Source organism: Paenibacillus sp. JT31N17, assembly GCF_056269255.1.
The window spans coordinates 1-24,278 of the sequence record NZ_JBWDNP010000013.1 but is presented as its reverse complement, the minus strand read 5'-3'; the positions used below and the strand labels follow the sequence as shown (position 1 = coordinate 24,278).

At 53.1% G+C, this 24,278-nt stretch carries 20 protein-coding genes and 1 other annotated feature; of the genes, 4 read left to right on the top strand and 16 right to left on the bottom strand.

The window, feature by feature from the left end; translation table 11 throughout:
* Positions 1–96: 96 nt before the first annotated feature.
* The 10 genes from AC0YOB_RS28770 to AC0YOB_RS28725 form a co-directional block, all read right to left on the bottom strand.
* Positions 97–843: an ABC transporter permease gene (locus tag AC0YOB_RS28770; protein ID WP_475795722.1), complete on the bottom strand. Its 747-nt coding sequence runs from the start codon at positions 841–843 to the stop codon at positions 97–99.
* A 1-nt stretch (position 844) separates the two neighbouring features.
* Complete coding sequence (locus AC0YOB_RS28765; RefSeq protein WP_475795721.1) at positions 845–1,561, bottom strand: ABC transporter permease; 717 nt, start codon at positions 1,559–1,561, stop codon at positions 845–847.
* Positions 1,558–2,469, bottom strand: coding sequence for an ABC transporter ATP-binding protein (locus AC0YOB_RS28760; RefSeq protein WP_475795720.1), 912 nt, complete (start codon positions 2,467–2,469; stop codon positions 1,558–1,560). The genes AC0YOB_RS28765 and AC0YOB_RS28760 overlap by 4 nt, the downstream gene beginning before the upstream one ends.
* 70 nt (positions 2,470–2,539) lie before the next feature.
* Entirely contained in the window at positions 2,540–3,937 is a 1,398-nt protein-coding gene (locus AC0YOB_RS28755) for a sensor histidine kinase (RefSeq protein ID WP_475795719.1), read from the bottom strand.
* Positions 3,934–4,608: a response regulator transcription factor gene (locus AC0YOB_RS28750; RefSeq protein WP_475795718.1), complete on the bottom strand. Its 675-nt coding sequence runs from the start codon at positions 4,606–4,608 to the stop codon at positions 3,934–3,936. Before AC0YOB_RS28750 ends, AC0YOB_RS28755 begins: the two co-directional genes overlap by 4 nt.
* 159 nt (positions 4,609–4,767) lie before the next feature.
* Complete coding sequence (locus AC0YOB_RS28745) at positions 4,768–5,883, bottom strand: Gfo/Idh/MocA family protein (protein ID WP_475795717.1); 1,116 nt, start codon at positions 5,881–5,883, stop codon at positions 4,768–4,770.
* Positions 5,884–5,946: 63 nt separating this feature from the next.
* A complete protein-coding gene (locus AC0YOB_RS28740) occupies positions 5,947–6,408 on the bottom strand; it encodes a MaoC family dehydratase (protein ID WP_475795716.1) in 462 nt (153 codons plus the stop codon).
* On the bottom strand, positions 6,405–7,562 hold the full coding sequence (locus AC0YOB_RS28735; RefSeq protein ID WP_475795715.1) for a CaiB/BaiF CoA transferase family protein: 1,158 nt from the start codon (positions 7,560–7,562) through the stop codon (positions 6,405–6,407). Before AC0YOB_RS28735 ends, AC0YOB_RS28740 begins: the two co-directional genes overlap by 4 nt.
* On the bottom strand, positions 7,562–8,722 hold the full coding sequence (locus AC0YOB_RS28730) for an extracellular solute-binding protein (RefSeq protein WP_475795714.1): 1,161 nt from the start codon (positions 8,720–8,722) through the stop codon (positions 7,562–7,564). The genes AC0YOB_RS28735 and AC0YOB_RS28730 overlap by 1 nt, the downstream gene beginning before the upstream one ends.
* Positions 8,723–9,338: 616 nt before the next feature.
* Positions 9,339–9,920, bottom strand: coding sequence for a TetR family transcriptional regulator (locus AC0YOB_RS28725; RefSeq protein WP_475795713.1), 582 nt, complete (start codon positions 9,918–9,920; stop codon positions 9,339–9,341).
* Positions 9,921–10,067: 147 nt separating this feature from the next.
* Here AC0YOB_RS28725 and AC0YOB_RS28720 point away from each other — a divergent pair, with 147 nt between their 5' ends.
* Entirely contained in the window at positions 10,068–10,847 is a 780-nt protein-coding gene (locus AC0YOB_RS28720) for an SDR family NAD(P)-dependent oxidoreductase (RefSeq protein WP_475795712.1), read from the top strand.
* 206 nt (positions 10,848–11,053) lie between these two features.
* Here the strand turns inward: AC0YOB_RS28720 and AC0YOB_RS28715 are convergent, their stop codons facing one another.
* From AC0YOB_RS28715 to AC0YOB_RS28705, 3 genes are all read right to left on the bottom strand, one after another.
* On the bottom strand, positions 11,054–11,932 hold the full coding sequence (locus AC0YOB_RS28715) for a CAP domain-containing protein (RefSeq protein WP_475795711.1): 879 nt from the start codon (positions 11,930–11,932) through the stop codon (positions 11,054–11,056).
* Positions 11,933–12,324: 392 nt separating this feature from the next.
* A complete protein-coding gene (ileS, locus tag AC0YOB_RS28710; RefSeq protein ID WP_475795710.1) occupies positions 12,325–15,087 on the bottom strand; it encodes an isoleucine--tRNA ligase in 2,763 nt (920 codons plus the stop codon).
* Positions 15,088–15,147: 60 nt separating this feature from the next.
* Positions 15,148–15,402, bottom strand: a binding site (T-box leader).
* Between the two features lie 49 nt (positions 15,403–15,451).
* On the bottom strand, positions 15,452–16,357 hold the full coding sequence (locus tag AC0YOB_RS28705) for a TetR/AcrR family transcriptional regulator (RefSeq protein WP_475795709.1): 906 nt from the start codon (positions 16,355–16,357) through the stop codon (positions 15,452–15,454).
* A gap of 152 nt (positions 16,358–16,509) precedes the next feature.
* Here AC0YOB_RS28705 and AC0YOB_RS28700 point away from each other — a divergent pair, with 152 nt between their 5' ends.
* Positions 16,510–18,057, top strand: coding sequence for a DHA2 family efflux MFS transporter permease subunit (locus AC0YOB_RS28700; protein ID WP_475795708.1), 1,548 nt, complete (start codon positions 16,510–16,512; stop codon positions 18,055–18,057).
* A gap of 152 nt (positions 18,058–18,209) precedes the next feature.
* Here the strand turns inward: AC0YOB_RS28700 and AC0YOB_RS28695 are convergent, their stop codons facing one another.
* A complete protein-coding gene (locus AC0YOB_RS28695) occupies positions 18,210–19,982 on the bottom strand; it encodes a glutamine--tRNA ligase/YqeY domain fusion protein (protein WP_475795707.1) in 1,773 nt (590 codons plus the stop codon).
* A gap of 44 nt (positions 19,983–20,026) precedes the next feature.
* On the bottom strand, positions 20,027–20,932 hold the full coding sequence (locus AC0YOB_RS28690) for an NAD(P)/FAD-dependent oxidoreductase (protein ID WP_475795706.1): 906 nt from the start codon (positions 20,930–20,932) through the stop codon (positions 20,027–20,029).
* Positions 20,933–21,407: 475 nt separating this feature from the next.
* Between AC0YOB_RS28690 and AC0YOB_RS28685 the strand changes: the two genes are divergently transcribed.
* Both AC0YOB_RS28685 and AC0YOB_RS28680 read left to right on the top strand, forming a co-directional pair.
* Positions 21,408–22,916, top strand: a complete 1,509-nt coding sequence (locus AC0YOB_RS28685) for a UDP-N-acetylmuramoyl-L-alanyl-D-glutamate--2,6-diaminopimelate ligase (RefSeq protein WP_475795705.1) — start codon at positions 21,408–21,410, stop codon at positions 22,914–22,916.
* Positions 22,917–23,129: 213 nt separating this feature from the next.
* Complete coding sequence (locus AC0YOB_RS28680) at positions 23,130–24,068, top strand: hypothetical protein (RefSeq protein WP_475795704.1); 939 nt, start codon at positions 23,130–23,132, stop codon at positions 24,066–24,068.
* A 7-nt stretch (positions 24,069–24,075) separates the two neighbouring features.
* Here the strand turns inward: AC0YOB_RS28680 and AC0YOB_RS28675 are convergent.
* A partial coding sequence (locus AC0YOB_RS28675; protein WP_475795703.1) for a hypothetical protein occupies positions 24,076–24,278 on the bottom strand: 203 nt, incomplete at its 5' end.

Here is a 24,278-nt window from a genome sequence, read left to right as displayed (position 1 = left end):
AGTAAGAAGAACCGGTTGTTATTTATGGCAAGAAACATCAAACAGACCCAAAAGAGCCACCCTAAAGCGGCTCTATTGGGTCTGTTTGATGACCGGTCAGATTTCCTTGCGGTTCAAATAAATCAAGCCTGCCATGAAGAAGATCATAAAGCTGCCCAGAACCGTGATCATCAGACTTTCATAAGGGATCATGAATCCACCGATGCCGCCGGAGCCGTAACCGGAAGGCGTCATCGCCAGCAGCGGCTGCGCCCATGGGTAGAAAGGGGCAAATCTAGCGGAATTAACGATCAGGATATTGGGCAGAGTGAGCATCACGTTAAGGACAAGAGGGGCAGCAAAGCTGGTCCAGGCAATCGATACCCCCAGCTGGGCGGCGGCAAGAGGCAGACAGGCCACCCATCCTCCGGTCACGCACCGCAGCAGCATGGACCAGGGAACCCCGGCTTCTATTCCATGATACAAGGCGGCAGCCAGTATGGCAGCCAGTAAGAGCAGCTGCACCACAGCCAGCATCAGTGCCACAACAACAAATTTTGCAAAGAACAGACCCGATCGCGATATTGGCAGCGACAGCATCAGCTTCCAGCCCCCTGCATGCTCATATCGGCAGACGAATGCGGAGAATATGCCGGTAAGGATAGGCAGCAGCAGCATGGCGTGGGGGACAGGTGTCATCCCCATTAATAGTGCCTGATAAGGAGCTCCGGCATCTTCGGCCCTGAAGGTGATCATGATTCCAATCAACGCGGAGATCAGCGGACTGAGCGGCAGCAGCAGCCAGATGCGGGATTTGACCAGCTTCAGACGTTCCGCAGCCAGCGCTCTGAGGAAGGATGACATTTTACTCCACATCCTTTCTCTCGAAATGGAGACTGCCCGCAAACAAAAGAACAAATCCAAGCGCCAGTCCCGCACCGACAAACAGCAGCCGGTGAGGTCCCGTATACCCCAGAAGCGGCCAGCTGATGGGCGCCCATTCCGTAAAATACATGGAGAATAATGAAGCCACCGCCATCAGTAACCCGATGGAAACCGGCAAAGCCTGATTCCGGAAGGTTAACGTCATCCACAGAAAAAGCGCCAGTGCCGGGAATGAGGCGATAAACGGGAAGAAACACAGCTTTAACAAAGCGCCAACCGGAAAATCGTAACCGAACCCCAGCAGAACCCCAAGAATGAGCGTTCCAATTGCGAGCAGCGCACAGGACAAGCTGAGTACAAGGAGCACGACGGCGAATTTGGCGGCGAATACCGCCGTTCTTGATATCGGCAGGGCCAGCAGCTGCTTCCACGAGCTCATGCCATGCTCGATATTCGCGGTAAGCGAGCAGATGAGCGTAATGCCCATGAACAGAGAAACCGGCACAAAGGCCAGAATATTATTCAGCAGTCCGCCCCAGAGATCATCCGCATGCTGCTTGGTAAGGTAATCATAACGAAGGCCAAAATTAACCGCCTGCATGGCGATCAGCCCTGCCGGTCCCACAACAGCGAGCAGCCAGATCCCTTTGCCGCGTATTTTCAACAGGTCGGCCGAGAACGCTTTGGCTATCATCATGTTTGAACCTCCCCCACAATTTGCAGGAAGAGATCTTCAAGCGATTTCTTTCTTTCCTCCACACGGTATACGTCATGCTCCCGCTCCACCAGGCATCTGACCATCACTGCAACCGTATCGTCGCCTGCCTGCTCCATGACGATTCCGCTATCCGTGAGTCTGGCGCGCACGCCCTGCTCATGCATGGCCACCAGCGCCTTGTCCGGCTCCGACACCACCAGCGTAATCGCGCCCTTCGCCTGCTGCCGCAAATTCCCGATCGTGTCCTGGAAAACCAGTTCACCCTGCCGGATTATTCCGACAGTATTGACCATCTGCTCCACCTCGCTCAGCATATGGCTGGAGACCAGGACGGTAATCCCATGCTGCTTCGGCATGCTTTTGATCAATTCGCGGATTTCCAGTATCCCGGAAGGGTCCAGTCCATTCGTGGGCTCGTCCAGAATGAGCAGCTCCGGGCTGCCAAGCAGTGCGCTTGCGATACCCAGGCGCTGCTTCATCCCGAGCGAAAATCCTTTGACCGGACGGGCCGACTCCTTCGTCAAACCGACAATTTCCAGCACCTCGGCTATTTTGGGTCCCGGAATATCCAATATGCGCCGCACCGCCTCCAAGTTCTGCACCGCGCTCAGATGCCCGTAATAGGAGGGATATTCAACAAGCGATCCCACCTTCCGCAGAATGCGGAGCCGCTCTTTCCGCAGCTCCAGACCGAACAGATTGACCGAGCCTTTCGAGGGTTTGATTAGTCCCAGCATCATTTTGATCGCGGTCGTTTTGCCTGCCCCGTTGGGCCCGAGAAAGCCGTAGATTTCCCCTCGGCCGATCTTCAAATTCAGGTTCGACACCGCGTAGCGTCCGCGGTATTTCTTGCATAGTCCATTTGTTTGGATCACCCATTGATTCATGTCTTTCACCTCCTAAACGATGATAGCGCATGAAGTTTAAAACAAAGGATCCCCTTAGATTAAATTTGGTTTAAAAATTAGAATACATTGCGTGGGGATAAATATATACACGCGTGCCTTCCATAGAACCGGCCGTCTGGCGGCAAAGCCCCATCTCCCGGAGCAGATAATCGACAATGGCAAGGCCGATACCCGCCCCTTTGCCGGGGGAATCCGTATCCATTCCCTCACCCCGGTCGGCAATAACAAGGGCGATCGTCCCTTCATGCTCCTCCATATAAATCCCGATATAGGCTCCACCGCCCGCATGTCTGACGACATTTTGGAACAGATTGTCCAATACCCGTCTGAAAGCTTCCTTGTCCACATTCCAGATCAGGGGCTGCTCCGGCAGCTGAACATCAGCATCAATTCCCTCTTTCTCCCAGTGGGGATACCAGGCAGCCGCGCTTTCCCGAACAAGCCGCAGCACATCCTGCCGCTCAGTTTGCAGCGTATACCGGCCGCTCGCCATTAGCGTGTAGGACAGCAGATTCTCGATCTGACTGCCCATATCGCCTATTTTGCCTTCAATTTGGCTTAATGCCTTCTGGGCGGACTGACCGGGCACATCTCTGCGGAGCGAATAGATTTGGCTGCTTATAATCGTGAGCGGCGTTCTCAGGTCATGGGACAGATTGGAAATCAGCCGCTTGCGCAGCTCCTCCTCTTCCCTCTCCCTTTGGCGGCTGTCCCTCAGCTGGACTACCATCTCGTTAAAAGCGCTCTCAAGCTGACCGATTTCATCCTCCTTATGCTGCACAATGGGAAGCGGAAGACTATTGTCCGCCGGCAGCGCCATAGCGGATTGCAGGCCGAGCAGACGCTCGCGGATCTGTCTGAAGAACAGCCAGGACAGCAGGATAAACAGGACGAACATCAGCACCATAAATCCGACCAGATAGGTTGTGCTATACCCTAAAGGAGCCGTATGCCGCAGCAGGGATCTTGGTAGTTGCAGTACCATGAACGCTTTTGCGCTGTCATCCTTGCCGAGAAGAGCTATTACGGTAAACGGATCCCGGTTAACGCTTTCCTTCATGAACCGGATAGCGGAATACGCTGTCCAATGCAGTGGAAGCCCCGCCTGCTGCGGCAGCTGAAGCCGGGTGCCGCCGTCGACGTCCACCCAGAACAAGGATGCATCCGGATACTTCCCCTTTAACTCCTTCAGGCGCTGATCGATTTGATCGGCGCTCTGATTTGCCAGCATGGCAGCCTCTTGATGCCAGGCTGATTCCAGATCGGCTGCGCTTCCGTATTGAGACGTATTCGTATCGTGGCTGCGGGTTACCGGAGCCGAGATCACCAGGGCAAGGGAAGCCAGCCCGAACATCACTGGAATAAACAATAAGGCCAGCAGAACAATCAACAAATAACGGGACATTAGAGACCGGCGAAACCCGGCGCCGCTGCGCTTGTTCCTCACAGCCTCACCCGGTAGCCGATACCGCGCAGCGTTTCGATCACTTCCGGAGCGGCCGGGTCGCGTTCAATGCGCTCGCGCAAATAACGAATGTGAACCATGAGCGTCTTGTCCCCATCGAAATACGGTTCCCCCCACACGGCTTCATAGATTTGTTCCTTGGTCATAATTTGGCCGAGATGGCGCAGCAGGTAGGAGAAGATCTGAAACTGCTTGCCAGTCAGCAAAATCTCCTCTCCTGTCTCGGTGTTCTCGATCCTTTTCTCCTTCTCGTAGACAAGCAGATGCTTGATCGCCACAGGCTCCACGGGATGAGCGCCGAAGCGCCGGAGCAGCACTTCAATCCGCGCCACCAATTCATCGGGATGAAACGGCTTGGTCAAATAATCATCGGCGAACTGCAGGCCAGCCAGCTTGTCGTCTATCGCGGTCCGGGCCGAGAGCATGAGGATGGGAATGCCCGGCTCCGCTTTCTTAAGCCGCTGTCCGACGGTGAACCCGTCCAGTCCGGGCAGCATGACATCGAGAATGACAAGCCCGCAGCCCGGCGCCTCCTCCAGCGCTTTTTCCCCGCTCTGCAGCCATTTCACGGCATAGCCGCATTCCTGCAAATGCCGGCTCGTCCAGCTGCCAATCTCCCGATCATCTTCGATATATAGAAGGACTTCTCTCATATTCATTCTATCCTTTCGTCTGAACCTGCCAGAAACCATTTCCATTATAATATAACATGTGAGACCAACCGGCCATCATGCCGGATGGATTCTATGATTTCAGGCAAAAGAAATAGCAGCCCGGCATGAATTCATGCGCTGGACTGCCATTGTTATTCGTTATGAGACGGAAGCGGCGATTTCCTGCAGATAGACCGGACGATTCTCCGCCATGGAGCGGTACGCCGCAAACATCATTTGCATCGTCACCAGATTATCCCTGACGCTGTTCTCCGGCTCTCGTTCTTCCTCGATGGCGCACAGCAATTCCCCCATCGTTCCCATGAAAGCATGCGGGAACCATAGACCTTCAAGCTTCGGCGCATACAAACGGCCTGGTTCAAGAAGCTTGCTGTAATAGCCTATCGTATCGCCCTGGCCGTTGGGATAATTATAAAGCGCCCCGTTCGTCCCCTTGACGATTCCCTCCGTCCCTTCGAACCGGAACGTCGCATACCAGTCATCCTGAGGCATGCCGTTATTATGATTATCGTGGATAAGCCCGCGGGCGTCGCCGGGGAATTTGATATGAATCATGGTCCGTGTCTCGCCTGTGACCCCTTGTCCGGGGTATCTGGCTCCATCGGCATAAATATATTCCGGAATCATGCCCATTACGCTGCGGATCGAGTCCAGATAATGAATGCTGTGATACATAATCTCCAGCGTTTCAATACCAGCTATCCATGGCCAAATCTCCCATGGCGTATGGACATTCACCTGTATTGTCGCCTGCAGCGGAGCTCCGATCAATCCGCGACCGGTCAAATCCCTGCAAGCGCGGATACCCGGCGCCCAGCGCATTTGCTGGTTGGAGGCGGCTTTGACCCCTGACCTGCCGCACAGCTCCACAATTTGCGATGCGATTTGGTAGGATTCCGCCAGCGGCTTCTGACAGAGCAGATGCTTGCCGCTGGCAGCGGTGGCCCGGACCACATCCCATTGATATTTGGCGGGAACGGCGATGTCCACCACATCGATATCCGGGTCCTTGAGAAGCTGTTCCAGACTGTCGTAGACTTTGCCGATGCCATACCGGTGCGCAGCTTCTGCCGCCCTGCTGCGATTAATATCATAGATTCCCGCCACACGGAAGCCAGCCAGCCGATATGCCGGAAGATGGGCATTCAATACGATGTCCCCGGCACCAACGATACCGATTCCGAAGTCCTTATTGCGCGGCAGCTTCGGCTTGTAATTCAGCTCTATTCCATCCGGCGATGGATGCTTGCTCATGAATTCGCGCTCCTTCCTCTGCTGGAACAGCTGTAATTGATAGGGGATAATTCTCTGGATCGTTTAAACAGGCTGCACCGCTTCCCCGTTCTTCCTGACCAGAAGCAGATGCTCGCAGACCAGCACAACCTCACCCCGCTGGTTCAGGACCTCGCACAGCTCGCTGACAATCCCTTCGGCGGTCCGTTTGGGGTGATCCCGCTTCTCCTTGATGGTGACCTTCACCCGGATGGTATCCCCGATAAACACCGGCTTGATAAAGCGCATCCGCTCATAGCCGTACGAGAAAGCCTCGGGATTGATGACCCCTGCGGTCATCCCGACTGCTACGCTGAATATCAGAGTGCCATGGGCCATGCGCTGCCCGAAGGGCTGGGTCTTGCACCACTCTGCATCCATATGATGCGGATAGAAATCCCCGGTTTGGCCTGCATGCATAATTATATCCGTCTCCGTAATCGTCCGTCCGCCGGTATGCCGCTCGGCTCCCAGCTCATACTGCTCATAATACACAGAGTTTATCATTGTATGCCCACGCCTCCAAATTCCCGTTTGATTTTATCATTATGCTGGCCGATTCTGGGAGAACCTATGTCAGATTGGTAGATTTGGCCGTCGATGCGGATGGGACAGCGTGTCGTGACCAGCTCTGCCCCGTTGTCCCTGCGGACTTGCTGCGTCATCTGAAGCTCCTTGAAGGCTTCATGCTCAAGCAGCCGTTCCCAGGTGAGCACATCGGAGCACCAATAATCGGCCGGCTCCAGCTTTCCCAGCCAATATGAGGTGCTCTCCTTCAGCAGATGCTCCCTCAGATGCGCCTTGATTTCATCTCTTGATGTAAACCAGGCCGCAGGATCGGAGTATTCCGCCAGCGGCTGGCAATCCAGCAGACTGCCAAGTGTGATGACAGAGCCCATGGCAAGCGAAATATAGCCGTCTTTTGTCTTGTAGATGCCATAAGGCGCGCCCAGATACGCATGGGCATTGTTCACCGCGCTGCGCTGCGGCGCTTTGCCCCCATCGTTCAAATGCGTCGTCAGCACCTCGAATTGAAAATCAAGCGTCGATTCCAGCAGGCTGACCTCCACCAGTCCGCCATGGCCCGTTATGCCCCGCCGCACCAGACAAGCCAATATCCCTTGGACAAGATGTCCGCCAGCCATCATATCGGCAACCGCCAGACCAAACGGGACAGGCGGCTGATCGGCATCGCCGTTGAGCCAGGCCAGTCCCGACAGCGATTGAACGAGCAGATCCTGACCCGGCTTGTTCACCCAGGGGCCGCTCCGGCCATAACCCGTAACCACGCCATAGACCAGACGCGGGTTCCACTCCCTGACCGTCTCGTAGGCGAGGCCAATCTTCTCCATCACGCCCGGACGGAAATTCTGAATCATCACATCCGCCTTCTCAATCAAAGAACGGACGAATTTAAGATCTTCCGGATCCTTCAAATTCGCGGACACGCTCTCTTTATTGCGGTTAATGGAATGAAACAGCGTGCTGTCGCCGTCCAGCTCCAGATTGGAGATATACAGCCGTCTGCATAAATCCCCGCCATCGGGGCGTTCCACCTTGATCACCCTCGCGCCCAGATCGGCAAAACGCAGCGCGGCCGACGGACCGGATAAAAATTGACTGAAATCGAGCACCAGCAAGCCTTCGAGCGGTTTAAACATTAAGAGTGCTCCCCCTGTCTTTTTTGCGAATCCCGGTACAGCCCGTTCATCTTCTCCAATATCGCGGCCGCATTGCCGCCATTCATCATATAATCCCGGACATCGTCGCCGGCATGATCCTGAAACGCCAGATAGCCGTTATAACGCGGACGCACGAATGCCCGGTCAAGGGCCGGAAGCGTCTGTCTAAAATAATTCAGGCAACGCTTGTTGTTGTCCTCATCCAGCCATGCCGAGCGGTGCCCGGGCTGCCCGCCGCTCTCCGTAAACAGCGTACGCTGCGTCAGCGGGTCTGCGGCAAAAGCCGTGTAAGCCAGCGCATGCTCCTTATGCCTGGTGCTGCTGGAAACGGCAAGTCCGGTCCCGCCAAGCGTCGACTGCAGCCGCTTCCCCTCGTATTCGGCCAGATCCCCGAACTCCAGCAGATTGGCCGCATAGCCGCGGCGCGAATAATTGGAATACCCGTAGGCAAACGGGCAGTACGCCAATTCGGTTCCGTCCGCTGCCATGGCTTCGTAGGTTGCAATCGGATTTCGCCCAAAGATTTCCCCGCTGCAAAGCGCTGCAAGCTCCCGCAGCTTATCCAACGCCATCATTCCGGTATCCCGGCTCACAATGTTTTCCTTATCCAGAAAAGGAGTCTCCCCCAATGCCAGGCAGAACATATAAAAATTCATCAGGCTGTCGATGGCGATAGCGGGAAAAGCAACCTTCCCGGTCCCGGCAAGCGCAAGCACATCCTCCCAGGTTTCAGGCACGCCGATATCCGATGCAGCGAGCAGATCCGGCCGCCAGGACGCTACCGGCGTTGCCGCATCAATGGCCAGAGCAGTCTGCCGGTCATGGAACTGATAGCTGGCATGCGAAGCGCCGACCGTGCCTTCCGCCTGATCCTGCATATAAGACTCAGACAGGGATAGATTGAGCGGAAGAAGCACCCCCTGCTCCGCTGCATAGCCGGCCCAGGGATGATCGATGACCAAGAGATCATAAGCGTCCACCAGCTGCTGCAGGGGCATATCGGCAAACTGCTGCAGGGATCTTTTTTCCCATTGGATCTGAACCTCCGGGTGGAGCTCCGAATAGCGCTGGCTGGTTGCAACCATAGGCAGGTATCCGCGGGTATGGTTCCATGTCATTCCTTTTAGCAGAATACTCAATTGTTTGCTCTCCCTTTTTTGGTATTATGGTAGTACCAATAATATGAATAACTTCTTAAATAAAATGAGACATAAACCGATTTCATAAATGAAGTGCATTAGCTGGCAATAATAAACTTGCGGTAGTACCACAATACCAGATTAACAAATGTTGCGCGAAATGACAATTGATTTTATGCGGATGCGTGTAAATTTCAAGGGCATGCGGGGACAGCTTCACTTTACCTCTTGGAGCCCGCGGTTCGCATTGCATTCATGCAAACTAAAAAAACCTCTTTCCCTGTTTAAACGCGGAATTGGAGGTTCTATTATGTGGAAATCGGGGCTTTCCAACTTGTGAGAGCACTTAAGAGCAGCTCCTTGCTTCGCCGCTTGAGCTTTGCGTGCGCCTGCAAAACGTTTGTAGCAAACGCAGACGACTAGTTTAAACGGTTTCGAGAAATAATAGAGTTTAGGATGAAATACGCCCTGCGGCCGTATAAGTTATCAGGGCAGATGCAGCGCTATCCACCGCTTTCGCTATAGCTTCTGACAGCCAGAATGGTTGACCGGGCGAACATCTCGATGGCAAGCATTCAGGCTTGCCTGTCAAGAATGCCTCGGATATCCTTGGTTGTCAGCTGCGGGTTCCCTCATTACCTTGAGCGATTAGCCTGACCGCCTCGGCGATTGCGTTTCGCAGAGCAGCCGGATCCTTCGCGGCATACGGATCAAGCGACGGGCCAAAGGGGTTCGCCGGCGTCCAGGCTGTGGCGAGCGTCATGATGGCGGTCAGCAGGAAGCCCGGGGGAAAAGTCGTTCCTACCTGACCGGCGCTTTGCGCCTTCAGCAATGCCGCAACTTTGGCGTCGTGAACGGCCACGCGTACGGCAGGGCTATCCGCCTTCTGTTCCAGACTGAACCATGCCATCAGCCGCATCAAATCGGGCTGCTTCATCGTGAAATCGAACACGCGCGCCGCGTAACCGGCGAGATCGTCAGGCGTGAAGGTTAGCTCCTCGTAGACACGCGCGAGGTGCTTCTGAAGGATTGTGGTGAAGAGCGTTTCCTTATTTTCAAAGTAGATATAGATCATATTCTTGTTGCACCCGGCGTTCTTGGCGATGCGGTCGACCCGCGCCCCTGCAATGCCATAGGCGGAGAACTCCGCCATAGCAGCCTCCAGTATCCGTTCTCTGGTCGCTTCGGCGTTTCGCATGACTGTTCCTCCTTGTTTCTTGCATTTTGGCTACAAATATATCATGACCATAATGATTTGACAAACCGGTCAGTTAGGTTTATATTTTATCTAACCAGTTAGTCAATTACCTATGAACTGGCATCTTACAGAAAGAAGGAATGCTTAATGACACAGCAAAACTCCGGGAAAACAAGCGCCAAGATCGCCATCGTCACAGGCGGAAGCCGCGGCCTGGGCCGCAGCACCGTGCTGAGCCTCGCCAAGCGTGGCGTCGATTCGATCTTCACCTACCATTCCAATCAAGCTGAAGCCGGGAAGGTCGTCTGTCTGGTTCGCGAGACGGGGCAAAAGGCCATCGCCCTGCAGCTCGACACCGGCAATGTCGGCTCCTTCGGTTCTTTCGTGCAGAGCGTGCGCGAGGCGCTCACAGAGCTGGGTGCAGAGCGCTTCGACTATCTCGTCAACAACGCCGGTACCTCTCACCACAACACATTCGACCAAACGACCGAGGAAGAGCTGGACAGTCTATATGACATCCACTTCAAGGGCGTATTCTTCCTGACCCAAAAGCTCCTTCCGCTCATCAACGATGGCGGGCGTGTCGTGAATATCTCGACGGGCCTGACCCGCATCATCACGCCGGGGAGCGGCGCCTACGCATCCATGAAGGGGGCAATCGAGATTCTGACCAAGTATCAGGCAAAAGAGCTTGGCGCACGCGGGATCGCGGTCAATACGGTCGCCCCCGGGGCCATCGCGACCGATTTCAGCGGCGGCATGGTCCGCGACAACCCCGACCTGAACAAACGCGTTGCGGAGATGACAGCGCTCGGCCGGGTTGGACAACCCGATGACATCGGACCGATGATCGCCTCGCTTCTTTCCGATGAGAACAGCTGGATCAACGCACAGCGCATCGAGGTCTCGGGCGGAATGTCGATCTAAACCCGAGAACACAGGAAACAGGAACGGCTCACCTTCTACATTTTTTGTGGAAGAATACCTCAGTGGAAATTCCGCCAGTCGCAACTCATTGTGGCTTCATGACCTATTCTCTTCTTAACATCAAACAGCACTCCACATCCATGCGTGGAGTGCTATTTGATGTTGGAGGCAGCGTTATGCACAGCCCAATTAAAGGTAAAGACTGATTATCCGGTAAACTCCTGAACCCATTCATTGTTATAAAAGGCAATGCCGATTTGGGTATAGCTCTTATTCAGTATGTTGGCTTTATGCCCCGGACTGTTCATCCAATCCTTCATAACCTGGGTCGGGGTGGTCTGACCATTTGCAATATTTTCGCCTGCCGAATTATACGTGATCCCGAACTCCTTCATCATATCGAATGGGGATCCATGCGTAGGAGAATTATGATCAAAGTAATGGTTATTATACATATCCTGTGCTTTGACCATGGCCATATTCGACAATTCGCTGCTCATACTCAGTGAACCCAATCCTGCTTTGGATCTTTCCTGATTGACCAGCTCCAGAACCTGCTGTGCGAATTGCGATGAATCCGTTTTGCTTTCGGGCGCCTGTCCTGCCGGTCCGGTCGGCACTTGATTTCCCGGGCTTTCTGTGCCCGTCTGATCTGCCGGGTTCCCTGTCGGTGTCTGCTCACCTGTATTTCCGGTCGGAGTCTGGGTTCCAGGATTGCCTGTCGGCATCTGGTTGGCCGGATTCCCTGCCGGTACGCCGTTTGGATTCCCTGTAGGCATCTGTTCCCTTGCGTTTCCTGCAGGTGCCTGATTAGCCGGGTTTCCAACCGGAGTTCCGATCAGATCCAATAAATCCGAAGCAATTCCATTTGGCGCTTCCTTGGCGGTGACAGACGGTTGATTTGCACTGGACCCCACTGATGTAGCTGTTGATGATGCTTTTGTTACGGTAGTTGCCGGAGCAGCGGTATGCGTATGAGTTAGAATTCGTGTCTGCTTGGGAACCGATTGCTTATGGGCCACATTGTTGTTGGCTGTACAGCCCGTTACCAGCAATAACACGGCAAATACGATAAACTTGATCACTTTCCAACCTCCTTGGTTCGTTTAATGAGATGTTAACAAGTTTAAGGTTCACTCCGGATGTGCTAATTATTCCTCGTCGTCCCTCCCTCAATAATCCTTTTCCAATGCCTCAAAAGACCCATCATCGCCAAGCTTGACGGAATGCTGTCTATAGGTCGATTTCTCAGTTAGCAGCAGGGGAAAGCAAGCAACTCAGGACAATAGGTGGCGAAGGCGCAAAAGAGCTATTGGCTTCTAAGGAATTCTGTGCTTATCGAGGAAAACCTGAAGAAAATGTTGGCGGGCTCAAATTATCATGATTACTAAAACAACCGTCCTCCAATGGGGACGGTTGTTTTGGCTTATTATTGATCTGTGAAGCCGACCTCTCAAGACTGGAACGAACATGTTCTTTACGACAGCTTCTTCATAACAGCCGCACAGCGCGGACATAAGGTGGGATGATCGGCATCCAGTCCAACTAGAGGCGTGACATTCCAGCAGCGCTCGCATTTTTCCCCTTCGGCCACAACCACCTTCACGGGAAGCTGTTGGCTTGCCTGAGTCTCATCCGGAACCGGAGTGCCGGGGGGATGCACCTGTACCGCTGACACGATGAAAAGCTGCTCCAGCTGCCGGAATTCCTGAAGCCGCGCATAATCTTCTTCACTCGGATAGAGATGTACGGCGGCGCTCAATGAATTTCCGATGACTTTGGCTTTGCGCGCATCCTCCAATGCTTTGAGTACATCATCGCGCAGCCCGATGAACCGCTCCCACTTGGTCTCCAGCGCCTGGTCGAACAAGCCTGCATCCACAGCGGGCAGGTCGGCCAGCTGCACGCTCGGCAGCTCCGTACCCGGGATGTAGGTCCATACCTCATCGGCCGTATGGGGCAGGATTGGCGCAATCAGCCTCGTGATTGCTGTAAGAGCCTCATACAGAACAGTTTGCGCTGCCCGTCTGGAGACGTCATCCGGCGCATCGGCGTAGAGACGGTCTTTCAGGATATCCAGATAAAATGCACTCAGATCGACCGCACAGAAATGATGCACCGATTGGTAAACCAAGTGGAACTCATAGGCGTCATATGCCTTCGTCACCCGCTCAATCGTCCGGTGCAGCCGCAGCAGCGCGAAACGGTCCAGCTCGCTCAGCCGATCTACAGGAACCCGGTGCCTGGCAGGATCATAATCGAACAGATTGCCGAGCAGGAACCGCAAAGTATTTCGTATTTTCCGGTAGACCTCCGTCGTTTGGCCCAGAATGTTATCCGAGATTCTGACATCGGACTGATAGTCCGCAGAAGAAACCCACAGACGGAGAATATCCGCGCCCAGCTTGTCGCACACTTGATTGGGATCAACGGTATTGCCAAGCGATTTGGACATTTTACGTCCCTCGCCGTCCAGCGTGAATCCATGGCTGAGTACGGCCTTGTATGGAGCCTGCCCTTTCACTGCGGTTCCCGTGATCAAAGAGGAGTTGAACCAGCCGCGGTATTGATCGGAGCCCTCCAGGTAAAGATCCGCCGGCCACTGCAGATCCTCCCGTGAATCCAGCACAGCGACATGGCTGGAGCCGGAATCAAACCATACATCCATAATGTCCGTTTCCTTGCGGAATTGATCATGTCCGCATTTGGCGCATGCGGTACCTGCCGGAAGCAGCTCCGTCTCATTGCGCTGAAACCAGCTGTTGGAGCCTTCCTGCTCGAATATTCCCGCTACATGCTCGATGGTCTCTCCATTCACAAGCGGCTCATTGCAGCTGCGGCAGTAAAAAATCGGAATGGGCACGCCCCATGCCCGCTGCCTGGAAATACACCAGTCGCCGCGGTCGGCAATCATATTATGCAGCCGGATTTCCCCCCATTCCGGGGTCCAGGACACGTGCTTGATCTCATCCAGCATCTGCTGGCGGAAACCGTCCACGGAAGCGAACCACTGCTCGGTAGCCCGGAAGATTACAGGCTTCTTCGTTCGCCAATCATGCGGATAGGGATGTGTAATGGTGTTCTGATGCAGCAGATGGCCAGATTCCTCCAGCATCTGCGTGACCAATTTGCCGCCCTTCTCATAGAACATGCCTTCGAATCCCGGTGCTTCCGCGGTGAAATGCCCCTGATCGTCCACCGGACAGAGCACGCCCAGATTATATCTCTGCCCGATCGCAAAGTCGTCCTCACCATGTCCCGGAGCGGTATGAACGCAGCCTGTTCCTGCTTCAAGCGTGACATGGCCGCCAGTCATCACAAGTGAAGTTCGATCATAGAAGGGATGCTGGCACAGCGCGCCCTCAAGCTCGCTTCCCTTGAAGGACGAGAGCGTATTAACGTCCTTCCAGCCGACTTCCCGCGAGACGGCTTCCAGCAGCCCTCCGGCAACCACGAATTTCTTCCCTCCCGTTTCAACCAGAACATAGTCAAAGTCCGGGTTCAGGGAAATCCCAAGGTTCGCCGGCAGCGTCCAGGGGGTTGTCGTCCAGATAACGATCGAGGAGTCCGGCGGAAGCTTCCCCTTTCCGTCCTTCACGTCAAAAGCAACGTATACGGAGGTTGAAGTCTTATCCTGGTATTCGATCTCCGCTTCAGCCAGCGCGCTCTCCGAGGACGGGGACCAGTAAACCGGCTTCAAGCCTTTATAGATGTAGCCTTTGTTGACCATTCCGCCGAACACGCGGATTTGCTGTGCCTCATACTTGGGCTGAAGCGTAATATACGGGTTGCTCCAGTCGCCCCGGATACCCAGCCGCTTGAACTGCACCTTCTGCTTCTCCACCCACTCCAAGGCATACTCTTTGCAATAATCACGGAACTCAGAGACCGTCATTTTCTTGCGGTCCACCTTGCCCCCGTTGGCAATCGCCTGCTCGATAGGCAGCCCATGCGTATCCCAGCCGGGAACATAAGGGGCATCGAAGCCCTGCATCGTCTTGAAGCGGACAATCATATCCTTCAAAATCTTGTTCATCGCATGGCCGATATGGATGTTGCCATTGGCATACGGCGGTCCGTCATGCAAAATAAATTTCGGCTTGCCCCTGCGGCTGCTGCGCACCTGGGCATAGATATCCTGCTCTTCCCACTGCTGCTGCAGCTTGGGCTCTGCCTGCGGCAGATTGCCGCGCATGGGAAAATCGGTTTGCAGCAGGTTCAACGTTTTTCCATAATCCATCCGTCTCACTCCTTGTCGGTGTTAGATAAATAAATATAAAAAAGACCTCTCATCCCTGAAAAAAGGGACGAGAAGTCTCGCGGTACCACCCTGATTAAGCCTGGCGGCAGCGGCATGTCAGGAACATACCGGCAGCGCCAATGCTTCACTCTGGTGATCGTTAACGGGATCTGCCGATACTCTCTAAGCCTGTATAAGGTTCAAGAGATACTCAAGGGTGATTTTCCAACGGCGGTTGAAGTCCGGGCTTTCACCAAATCCCCGGCTCGCTGGCTGCAACCTGTGCCTTGTACTCGTCCCTGTCATCGCTTTGGTCGTCATTTTGCTTATTGTGAAGTAGTATAGCGGATAAGCGGATCCTTAGTCAACCAATCCCGTCCAGCTTATGCCTGTACCTGATCAGATGCCTGTTCAGCTGCCAAACAAAATATTTGAGCTCATGCTCCTGCTCCAGCAGTACGAGCAGCGCCTGCATCACGACCAGTTTGGGTCGTTCCTGTCTGAATTCATCCTGAAGCGCCTCAACCGCCTCTTTCAGCTGCGTTCTTTTTGCATTGGTGACGGACAGCTCCTTCACGGTTGTCAGCAGCACCGCCAGCAGAGCGTTCCGATGATCGTCAGCAGAGACCGCAATCCCTTCCATGCCGCATTTCACGCATTCATTCATAAGCGAGTCGCTTAATACCGGAAGCGGTTTCTTTTGCAGGATGCTCGCAGCCATTTCCTCAATGCGGTCTACAATGAATGAGGTGATATCTCTGATAATCAGCGGTTTATCCTCGAAGACCAGCAGGAAGATATATTCCCGTACAATGCCGTTATACATAACGACCAGATCCCATATGTTCGGAATGATTTCGTCACCCACCAACCTGATCAAGCCTTCCTTATGGAAGTTAAGCAAGCTGGATTTCAACTGCAGGAAGAACGTCGTCATTTGCCCGTCGGACTTCGTCAGCTCTTTGATTTCCTGCATAATAAACCGGTTGACCATAAAAAACTCAAATTGAATTTCCGTTTCCCGGATAAAAATCTCGCGCGGGGAAAGCTCCGAATGCTCTCTGATAGTCTCAAGCTGCTCACGCAGATTCTGTATCCTGCTCACATGAACTTCCCTGAATAAATCCTCTTTGGACTGAAAGTATTTATATAAAGAACCTTTGGCGATTCCACAATCATCGGAAATATCCTGGATCGATGTGGCCAGATATCCTTTTTCCGAGAAATGACGAACAGCGGACTCAATAATTCTGTCCTTGATAAGGCTCACTTTACTCCCTCTTTTCAAAAAAATGATTTGACTTTCACAAGAATATCGGTAAAATTAAGCCTACCGTGACCGATAGGTTTTTTATAAAAACCATAAGTCAATAATAGGAGGTTATTCAACTCCCGTCAAGGAGAGCTTGAACATGCTGCATATTGTGTCAGGCACGGTATAGAGAAAGAGACAAATATATAGAGATGGAGAGGAACAAACTCATGTCCACGCAAAATGCATCAACTTCTGCGTCAGAGCCGGAATTTTCGATCAAATCCATAATTGCGCCGCTTCTTGCCGTCATTATTGGAATGATCATGGTTATTCTGGACAGTACAGTCGTCAATGTCGCCGTTCCTAACTTGCAGGAATACTTCAACAGCTCGCTCAAAACCATTCAGTGGACGATCACTGGATACACCCTTGCCCTATCGGCGGTCATTCCGCTTGCCGGCTGGATGACGGATAAATTCGGCGCGAAGCGGATTTTCCTGATTACCATCGCGCTGTTCACACTCGGTTCTGTGCTCTGCGCATTGGCGCAAACGCCGGAACAGCTCGTTCTTTTCCGCATCATTCAAGGGGTTGGCGGCGGTATGGTGTCCCCAATCGGCATGGCGATGATATTCAAGCTCGCTCCAACCGAGAAAAGGGGAGCTGTAATGGGCATGCTCGGTATTCCGATGCTGCTTGCTCCCGCTGTCGGGCCGATCCTGTCGGGTTGGTTGATCGGCTTCGCGTCCTGGCACTGGATCTTCCTGATCAACCTGCCAATCGGGATTGCCGCGCTGCTTGTAGGAATCAAATATCTGCCTAACGTTGAGCGTCAAAAAGCGCCTGCCCTTGATATTCTCGGGATGATCCTTGCTCCCATCGCCTTCTCCATGCTGGCTTACGGCGTGAGCGAAGGTGGAACGGACTGGGGCTCCACCAAGACCTTGACCGGTCTGATCGTAGGCGGCGTCGCCCTGATTCTGTTCATTATTGTAGAGCTTCGCCAGAAGCAGCCGCTGCTGGAGCTGCGTGTATTCGGTTCATCGGATTTCACACGCGGTGTTATTATTCTATGGATTTCGCAAGTGGCGTTGTTCGGTGCGATCCTGATGATTCCGCTGTACCTGCAGAATGTCAGAGGCTTCACGGCACTCGAGAGTGGATTGACCACTTTGCCTATGGCCATTTGCTCGATGATCTTCATGCCGATCGGCGGACGTCTGTTCGATAAATTAGGCGCGCGTCCCCTGGCATTCACCGGTCTGACGATCATAGCTGTCGCTCTGTTTACTCTCTCCCAGGTCAATGTAGATACCAAGATGGCTTTGGTCATGATTCCAATCGCCATGATGGGGGCCGGCATGGGATTGTCCATGATGTCGTTGAATACGCATGTGCTGAACTCGGCTCCACGCAGGCTTGTAAGCCGGGTAACGCCTTTGACAACGGCCAGCCAGCAGGTCGTTACTTCATTCGCGATTGCCGGTTTGACAGGATATTTAACTTCCCAAATATCCGTTCATATGAAGGAAGCCGGCGCAGGCGGGGATCCATTGATAAGCGCTACTTCTGCCTTTGACGATACTTTCTTTGTAACAGCCTTCGTCGCGCTTGCGGGCGTATTATTAAGCATCATCCTCCGCAAACCGCGGGTTAAAGCGGATCATGAGCGGGAAGAAGATGCTCCGGATCCAGCCATGATGATGGGCCATTAATTTCATTCATTAAGAATCAATACTCATAAGAAAGGCCGTCGATTGCAATCGACGGCCTTTCTTTGTTGTCCTTGCCGTCCGCATCCGTACACGGCCACAGACGCTTTTACAGCTGACAGCTTGCGGATGCGGTCGGCAGCGTGAAGTTTTGGCTACTCGGCAGCCGGCAGCTGAAACGAGCTTTTCAGAGAAACCACTTGATTGAATACCGGCGCTCCCGGCTTCGAGTATTTCGTATCCACGTTAAAATAACCATGACGGAAAAACTGGAATTTGTCCTGCGGCTTGGCTTCCTTCATCTCCGCTTCGACAAACCCCCGCTTGATGGTCAGCGAGTTCGGATTGAGTTGATCAAGGAACGTCTTGGCCGGCTTCTCAACCGCTGCCGCATCCAATCCATCCTCTTCGCCAAGCAGCTCATCCTCAGGCGCTTCCGCGCTGATCAGCGGCTCGTACAGCCTGAATTCCGCCTCAACCGCCTGGCTCGCTTCCACCCAGTGAATCGTGCCCTTCACCTTGCGGCCGGTAAATCCGCTGCCGCTCTTGGTCTCAGGGTCATACGTGCAGTGAATCTCGATGACCTTGCCGTCCGCATCCTTGATCATCTCATTGCACTTGATAAAGTAAGCATTCTTGAGCCGTACCTCGTTGCCCGGGAACAGCCGGAAATATTTGTTCGGCGGATTTTCCATGAAATCGTCCTGCTCAATATAGATTTCCCGCGAGAACGGAATTTGGCGATTGCCCATTTCCGGATTCTCGCTGTTGTTTTCCGCTTCCAGCCACTCTACCTGGCCTTCGGGGTAATTGGTGATGACCACCTTGAGCGGTTGAACGACAGCCATTGTTCTTGGAGCCTTCAGCTTGAGGTCCTCCCGGACAAAATGCTCCAGCATCTGCAGCTCCACAAGGCCCTGGCTTCTGGATATCCCGGTCTCATAGATGAAATTGCGGATCGCCTCAGGCGTGAAGCCGCGGCGTCTTAGGCCCGATATCGTCGGCATGCGCGGGTCATCCCAGCCGTCCACATGCTTCTCGTCGACAAGCAGCTTCAGCTTGCGCTTGCTGGTCACAGTCTGGGCCAGATTGAGCCGTCCGAATTCGTATTGGCGGGGTGTGGCCGCCATCTCGCATTCCGCGACAACCCAGTCGTAGAATGGACGCTGATCCTCAAACTCCAGCGAACAAAGCGAATGCGTCACGCCCTCAATGGCATCCTCAAGCGGATGGGCAAAGGTGTACATGGGATAAATGCACCATTTATCCCCTGTGTTGTGATGGGAAGCATGAGCAATGCGGTAAATGACAGGGTCGCGCAAGTTGATATTCGGCGAAGCCATGTCGATTTTGGCGCGCAGCACCTTTTCCCCATCCTTCAATTCCCCGCTGCGCATTTTCCGGAACAGCTCCAGGTTCTCCTGAACACTGCGGTCCCGGTATGGACTGTTCTTGCCCGGTTCGGTTAGCGTACCGCGCATTTCACGGATTTCCGCAGCGCTGAGGTCATCGACATAAGCCTTGCCCTTCCCGATCAGCTTCTCGGCCCGGTTGTAAATTTCCTCGAAATAATCGGAAGCGAAGAACAGGCTTTCCCAGTCATAGCCAAGCCATTTTACATCTTCCTTAATGGAATTCACATACTCGACATCTTCCTTTAACGGGTTGGTGTCATCGAAGCGCAGATGGGTCCTGCCGCCAAACTCGTCCGCCAGGCTGAAGTTAATCCAGATAGCCCGGGCATGTCCAATATGCAAATATCCATTCGGCTCGGGTGGAAAACGCGTAACCACTTGCTTTGTCTTGCCGCTTCCCAGATCCTCAGTCATGATATTTTTAATAAAATTGGGGGGAGTTTTCGCATTCTCCACATCGATCAACCTTTCGTTGTACAAATTGGCGACTATTGCCTGCAAAATAAGTTTCATTTAAATATACCTTTAAACCGGGGAATGATCAATATGATCCATTTTCAAGACCCGATCAGACTCTTATGTATCCAAATAGCAGCCTGCGCACCATCCCCCATGGCAATCGCCGCTTGTTCGGAATGCACTGTCACATCGCCAGCCGCCCATACATGGCTTACGCTCGTCATTTTCGTGCGGGCGTCCACGATTATATGACGGTTGTCCATCAGCTTGACGCCGAGCTGCTCGGCCAAATCGGATTGAACCTTATTTTTTCCAAAAGCGACGAACCCGCAATCCGCTTCAATGCAAGCTCCGTCTGAAAGCCTCACACCCGCCATTTTACCGTCCGTATGATCCACTGCTGCCACCGCTTCTTCCATATATGCAATTCCCTTTTGCTTGAGCTGCTCATGCAAGTCTGCATCCAGCTCCTGCCGCTCATGGTTGATATATATGATCTCCTCTGTCCAATAACGCAGCACCAGGGCCATCGATGCGCCGGCATTGCCCGAGCCGAGCACCAGCGTGCGCTTGCCTCTGATTTCATAGCCATCGCAGTCCGGGCAAATATACAGGCTGGTGCCGATGCAGGGTTTCAGATCCAGATCGGCCGGCAGCCGGTCCGAAACTCCTGTCGCCAGCAGCAGTCTTTTCGCCTCATACATGGCTCCCGCGGCTGTATCGACCCTAAACCCGCCATTCCGGATTTGTGTCATCACCACTGTGTCCTTCGCCAGCTCGATGCCAAGCTTTTCTGCCTGGGCCCTCCCCGATCGGAGGAGCGCTTCCCCGCTGATTCCTTCCGGCCAACCCATAAGATTATGATAACGGCGGCATATGGTGGAGCGGCCTTTGCCCCCATCCAGCAGCAGGACCCGGTGCTGATACCTGCCTAACTGGATTGCTGCCTGCAAACCGGCAATTCCCCCGCCAATAATGATGCATTCATATGGACTTCTAATCATGTTGTCCTCCTTTTGCCTGATATGCCGCATGCCCGAAAATTCCATTCCTTTTATTATTCCTCAGCATGAATCCATTAACCCTGGGTTGAATTTAAATCAGTTTTTTGATCAAATCATGCAAAAATTTGCAAGTTGGAAACAATCCGTATTGGCGCGGAAACATTGTCGGGCTAATCTTGAATGATAATGCCTCGGCAATGAAGACAATCGGATTGCTTGGATTTCCACACTATAACTCTTTTAATCAGACGGGCTGAACGTGAACCATAGGGCAGTCCGCCGCTGCCTCCGGTGCCGATTTTACAGCCCATGCAAAAGCAAGCTGGAGCTGTATGACATTGGCGCCGTATTTCCCGGACATATTATGTGGAAGAGCTTTACCGTGATCGTGATCAGAAAGACGCCGATACGGGACGGTTTTATCTGACTGCCATGATTGAACCAGTATGATACTCCATTGAAAGGGGGCAAAACGATGTGGTTGTCGTCCATTGCTACCGGCCTTGAATTCGTCAAGATGAAAGGAGATCTCGAAATTGAAGTCAATGCCATTGCATTCGACTCCCGGAGCGTGACAGCGGGAAGCGTCTTCGTTGCGATATCCGGATTCGAGACGGACGGCCACCGGTATATCGGCAATGCCATTGAACGGGGAGCGGTTGCCGTCATTGTAGAGAAGGAGCTGGACGTGAACGCTCCAATCACAGTCTTGAAGGTTGCCGATTCACGTTATGCGCTTGCCCATCTGTCGGCCGCCTTCTATGATGACCCGACCAAACAGATTAATCTGATCGGCGTTACCGGCACGAATGGCAAAACCTCCATCACCTATTTCATACAATCCATTCTGGAGCAGGCAGGCCGCTCCGTGGGTCTGATCGGCAGCATGGGTGCGCTGATTAACGGCATGGCGGTCAAAAGCAGAAACACGACACCCGAATCGCTTCATCTTCAGCAGTTGTTTGCGAAAATGCGGGAAGCCGGGATTGACGATTGCGTAATGGAGGTATCCTCCCATGCGCTCAGTCTGGGGCGCACTGCCCACTCCCGCTTCAAGGTCGGCATATTTACCAATTTGACACCCGATCATCTGGAGTTTCACCAGACCATGGACGAATATTTCAGGGTAAAATCCCAATTGTTCGAAAGAACCAGCCGCGCCAATATTATCAACGCCGATGATCCATACGGCCAATTGCTGATCGGCAAGCTGAAAATGCGGCCGGTGAAACTGATTACTTATGGCATCCGCAATAACTGCGATGTCTATGCTGCCGATATCCGGTATTTTGAGAATGCGGTATCCTTCACTGCCCATACACCCGCTGGATCCATACCGGTGCGGGTACACCTGCCCGGCATAATTTATATCTATAACGCGCTTGCGGCGGTTGCCTGCGCAATCGGCTGCGGCATTGGCCTGAATGACATTCAAGCCGGCATTGACAGCGTAAAAGGCGTCCGCGGCAGACTGGAAACCGTTTATCAGGATGACGACAACAAGGTAATCGTCGATTTCGCCCATACCGAGGACGGACTGGAGAAGGCGCTTAAGACGATTCGGCCATTCGTACGCTCCAGAATCATTCTTGTGTTCGGGGTTTACGGCGCCGAAGGCATCCATGGCCAACGCAAGCGGTACGCCATGGGCAAGATTGCGGCGACCTATTCCGACTTGTCCGTTGTCACGTCGGATAATCCCAAAAATCAGAATCCGCAGCGCATCATACAAGAGATCGTCAATGGAATCCGGCAGGCCGGAGGCGAATACCGCTCGTTCGTTGACCGCAAGGAAGCGATTCTATTCGCTCTCCGGGAGTGCCGGAAAGGCGACGTTGTACTGATCGCCGGCAAAGGCCATGAAACGACGCAAATTCTGGGCAGCCTGGAACTGCCTTTTAACGAACGAGAGATCGTGAGCCAATTCATGGCAGCCAAACATGAAGCCAGATTGGCAGGGACCTCGAATGAAAATTTCGGGTGAAACGGCATGCAGATGAATGAGAGCCGGCAGGATGTCATAGGATGTCATTGATGCAATGGACATTTGTATCGGCCGATTCGACGTTTTGCCTGGCGCAAGCGGCGGCAGAACCGCAAAGTTTTGCAAGTCGGAAACAAGTTGTGATTCCACTGAAACATTGTTCGGGTAATCTATATCTAGCCCGAAAAACTAGAATGATGGAGGATTACAATTATGACTACTTTTTCTAAAAGCACGAAGGTTCTCACTTTAGCCGCGCTCGCAGCATTGACCTTGTCCACTCAAGCCGGGGCAGCACCGCTGCAGAATTCATCCATTGCTCCCCAGAAGCTGGCCGCGCAAGCTTCAGCTCTGAATACAGGTACAGCAACCAAGGTCTTCAATAATTTCCAGGCTATGCTGAAGAAATCAGGGCAGCTGCCCCAAGCCTTCGCTTATTTGAGCGAGCATATCGATGAAGTGTCTCCCTATCAGGCTTCCTTGATGGTGCTGTTCCTGGAGAACGGGATCAAGAAAGAGCTGCCGGTTATTGAGAAGAAGTTTTATCCGGAATCCATTCAAGCCGCTATTGGCAAAGTGTATAAAATCGGAGACAGCCTGACCACTGTCCTCAATCGGACCAAAGACAACAAGCTGAAAGCACTGCTGAAGGAAGCCAGCGCGAGCGGCTACAGACTGGAGACGGCAGAAGGCATGTTCTTCCCCGTGGTCAGCTACAAAGCCCTGCAGCCCTTCACCAAAGGGATTAATCCGGATATCCGGGCATATGTCGATATCATGACCGTTGAATCGGAGAAAGCGAAATTGAAGGATGCCGCCCTCACGATCGGCTATCAGGAGCTCGTCAACCGCGCTCTTGCGGCAGAACGATTCGTGAAGCAGTATCCAAACTCCAACCGGACCGCGCAAATCAAAAATTTATTTGCTGAATATAAGACGCTTACGTTCTTCGGTTCCAACAACACGCCGCTGTTTGATTATGAAAACAAAAAAATGCAGGCAAACGCCAAGATCGGTTATACCAATGTTCTGAAATGGAACGATCCGGCTTCCAGCGGGTATTTGACGCTGCTGAAGAATTTCATGGATGTCGTGGCGGAACATGACTATAAGCTGACTTCAGAGGTTGAGAAATTCCGTAAAAATGTGTAGCTCCTCCCTAAATCCCTCCATAGGAGGGACCCCAAAGGGCCGCCGGCCCTCTGGACACCCGGAATTTGAATAACGTTGGTGTTGCAGAGATACGCTTGGTTGATGCTCCCTGCATGGATCGTTTTTCGTCCCTCTCGGGACACACTTCCATGCGGAGCATGCAATGCTTCCATGTAGCTTGGTGGACTTCGTACAGCTCCTCCCTAAATC

What these genes read in the sequence shown, in the direction of transcription:
- AC0YOB_RS28765 (WP_475795721.1), bottom strand. Translation starts at nt 1,561, where the DNA reads ATGATGATAGCCAAAGCGTTCTCGGCCGACCTGTTGAAAATACGCGGC.
- AC0YOB_RS28695 (WP_475795707.1), bottom strand. Translation starts at nt 19,982, where the DNA reads ATGAAACTTATTTTGCAGGCAATAGTCGCCAATTTGTACAACGAAAGG.
- ileS (WP_475795710.1), bottom strand. Translation starts at nt 15,087, where the DNA reads ATGGATTATGGAAAAACGTTGAACCTGCTGCAAACCGATTTTCCCATG.
- AC0YOB_RS28740 (WP_475795716.1), bottom strand. Translation starts at nt 6,408, where the DNA reads ATGATAAACTCTGTGTATTATGAGCAGTATGAGCTGGGAGCCGAGCGG.
- AC0YOB_RS28745 (WP_475795717.1), bottom strand. Translation starts at nt 5,883, where the DNA reads ATGAGCAAGCATCCATCGCCGGATGGAATAGAGCTGAATTACAAGCCG.
- AC0YOB_RS28685 (WP_475795705.1), top strand. Translation starts at nt 21,408, where the DNA reads ATGTGGTTGTCGTCCATTGCTACCGGCCTTGAATTCGTCAAGATGAAA.
- AC0YOB_RS28770 (WP_475795722.1), bottom strand. Translation starts at nt 843, where the DNA reads ATGTCATCCTTCCTCAGAGCGCTGGCTGCGGAACGTCTGAAGCTGGTC.
- AC0YOB_RS28720 (WP_475795712.1), top strand. Translation starts at nt 10,068, where the DNA reads ATGACACAGCAAAACTCCGGGAAAACAAGCGCCAAGATCGCCATCGTC.
- AC0YOB_RS28690 (WP_475795706.1), bottom strand. Translation starts at nt 20,932, where the DNA reads ATGATTAGAAGTCCATATGAATGCATCATTATTGGCGGGGGAATTGCC.
- AC0YOB_RS28760 (WP_475795720.1), bottom strand. Translation starts at nt 2,469, where the DNA reads ATGAATCAATGGGTGATCCAAACAAATGGACTATGCAAGAAATACCGC.
- AC0YOB_RS28680 (WP_475795704.1), top strand. Translation starts at nt 23,130, where the DNA reads ATGACTACTTTTTCTAAAAGCACGAAGGTTCTCACTTTAGCCGCGCTC.
- AC0YOB_RS28725 (WP_475795713.1), bottom strand. Translation starts at nt 9,920, where the DNA reads ATGCGAAACGCCGAAGCGACCAGAGAACGGATACTGGAGGCTGCTATG.
- AC0YOB_RS28750 (WP_475795718.1), bottom strand. Translation starts at nt 4,608, where the DNA reads ATGAGAGAAGTCCTTCTATATATCGAAGATGATCGGGAGATTGGCAGC.
- AC0YOB_RS28735 (WP_475795715.1), bottom strand. Translation starts at nt 7,562, where the DNA reads ATGTTTAAACCGCTCGAAGGCTTGCTGGTGCTCGATTTCAGTCAATTT.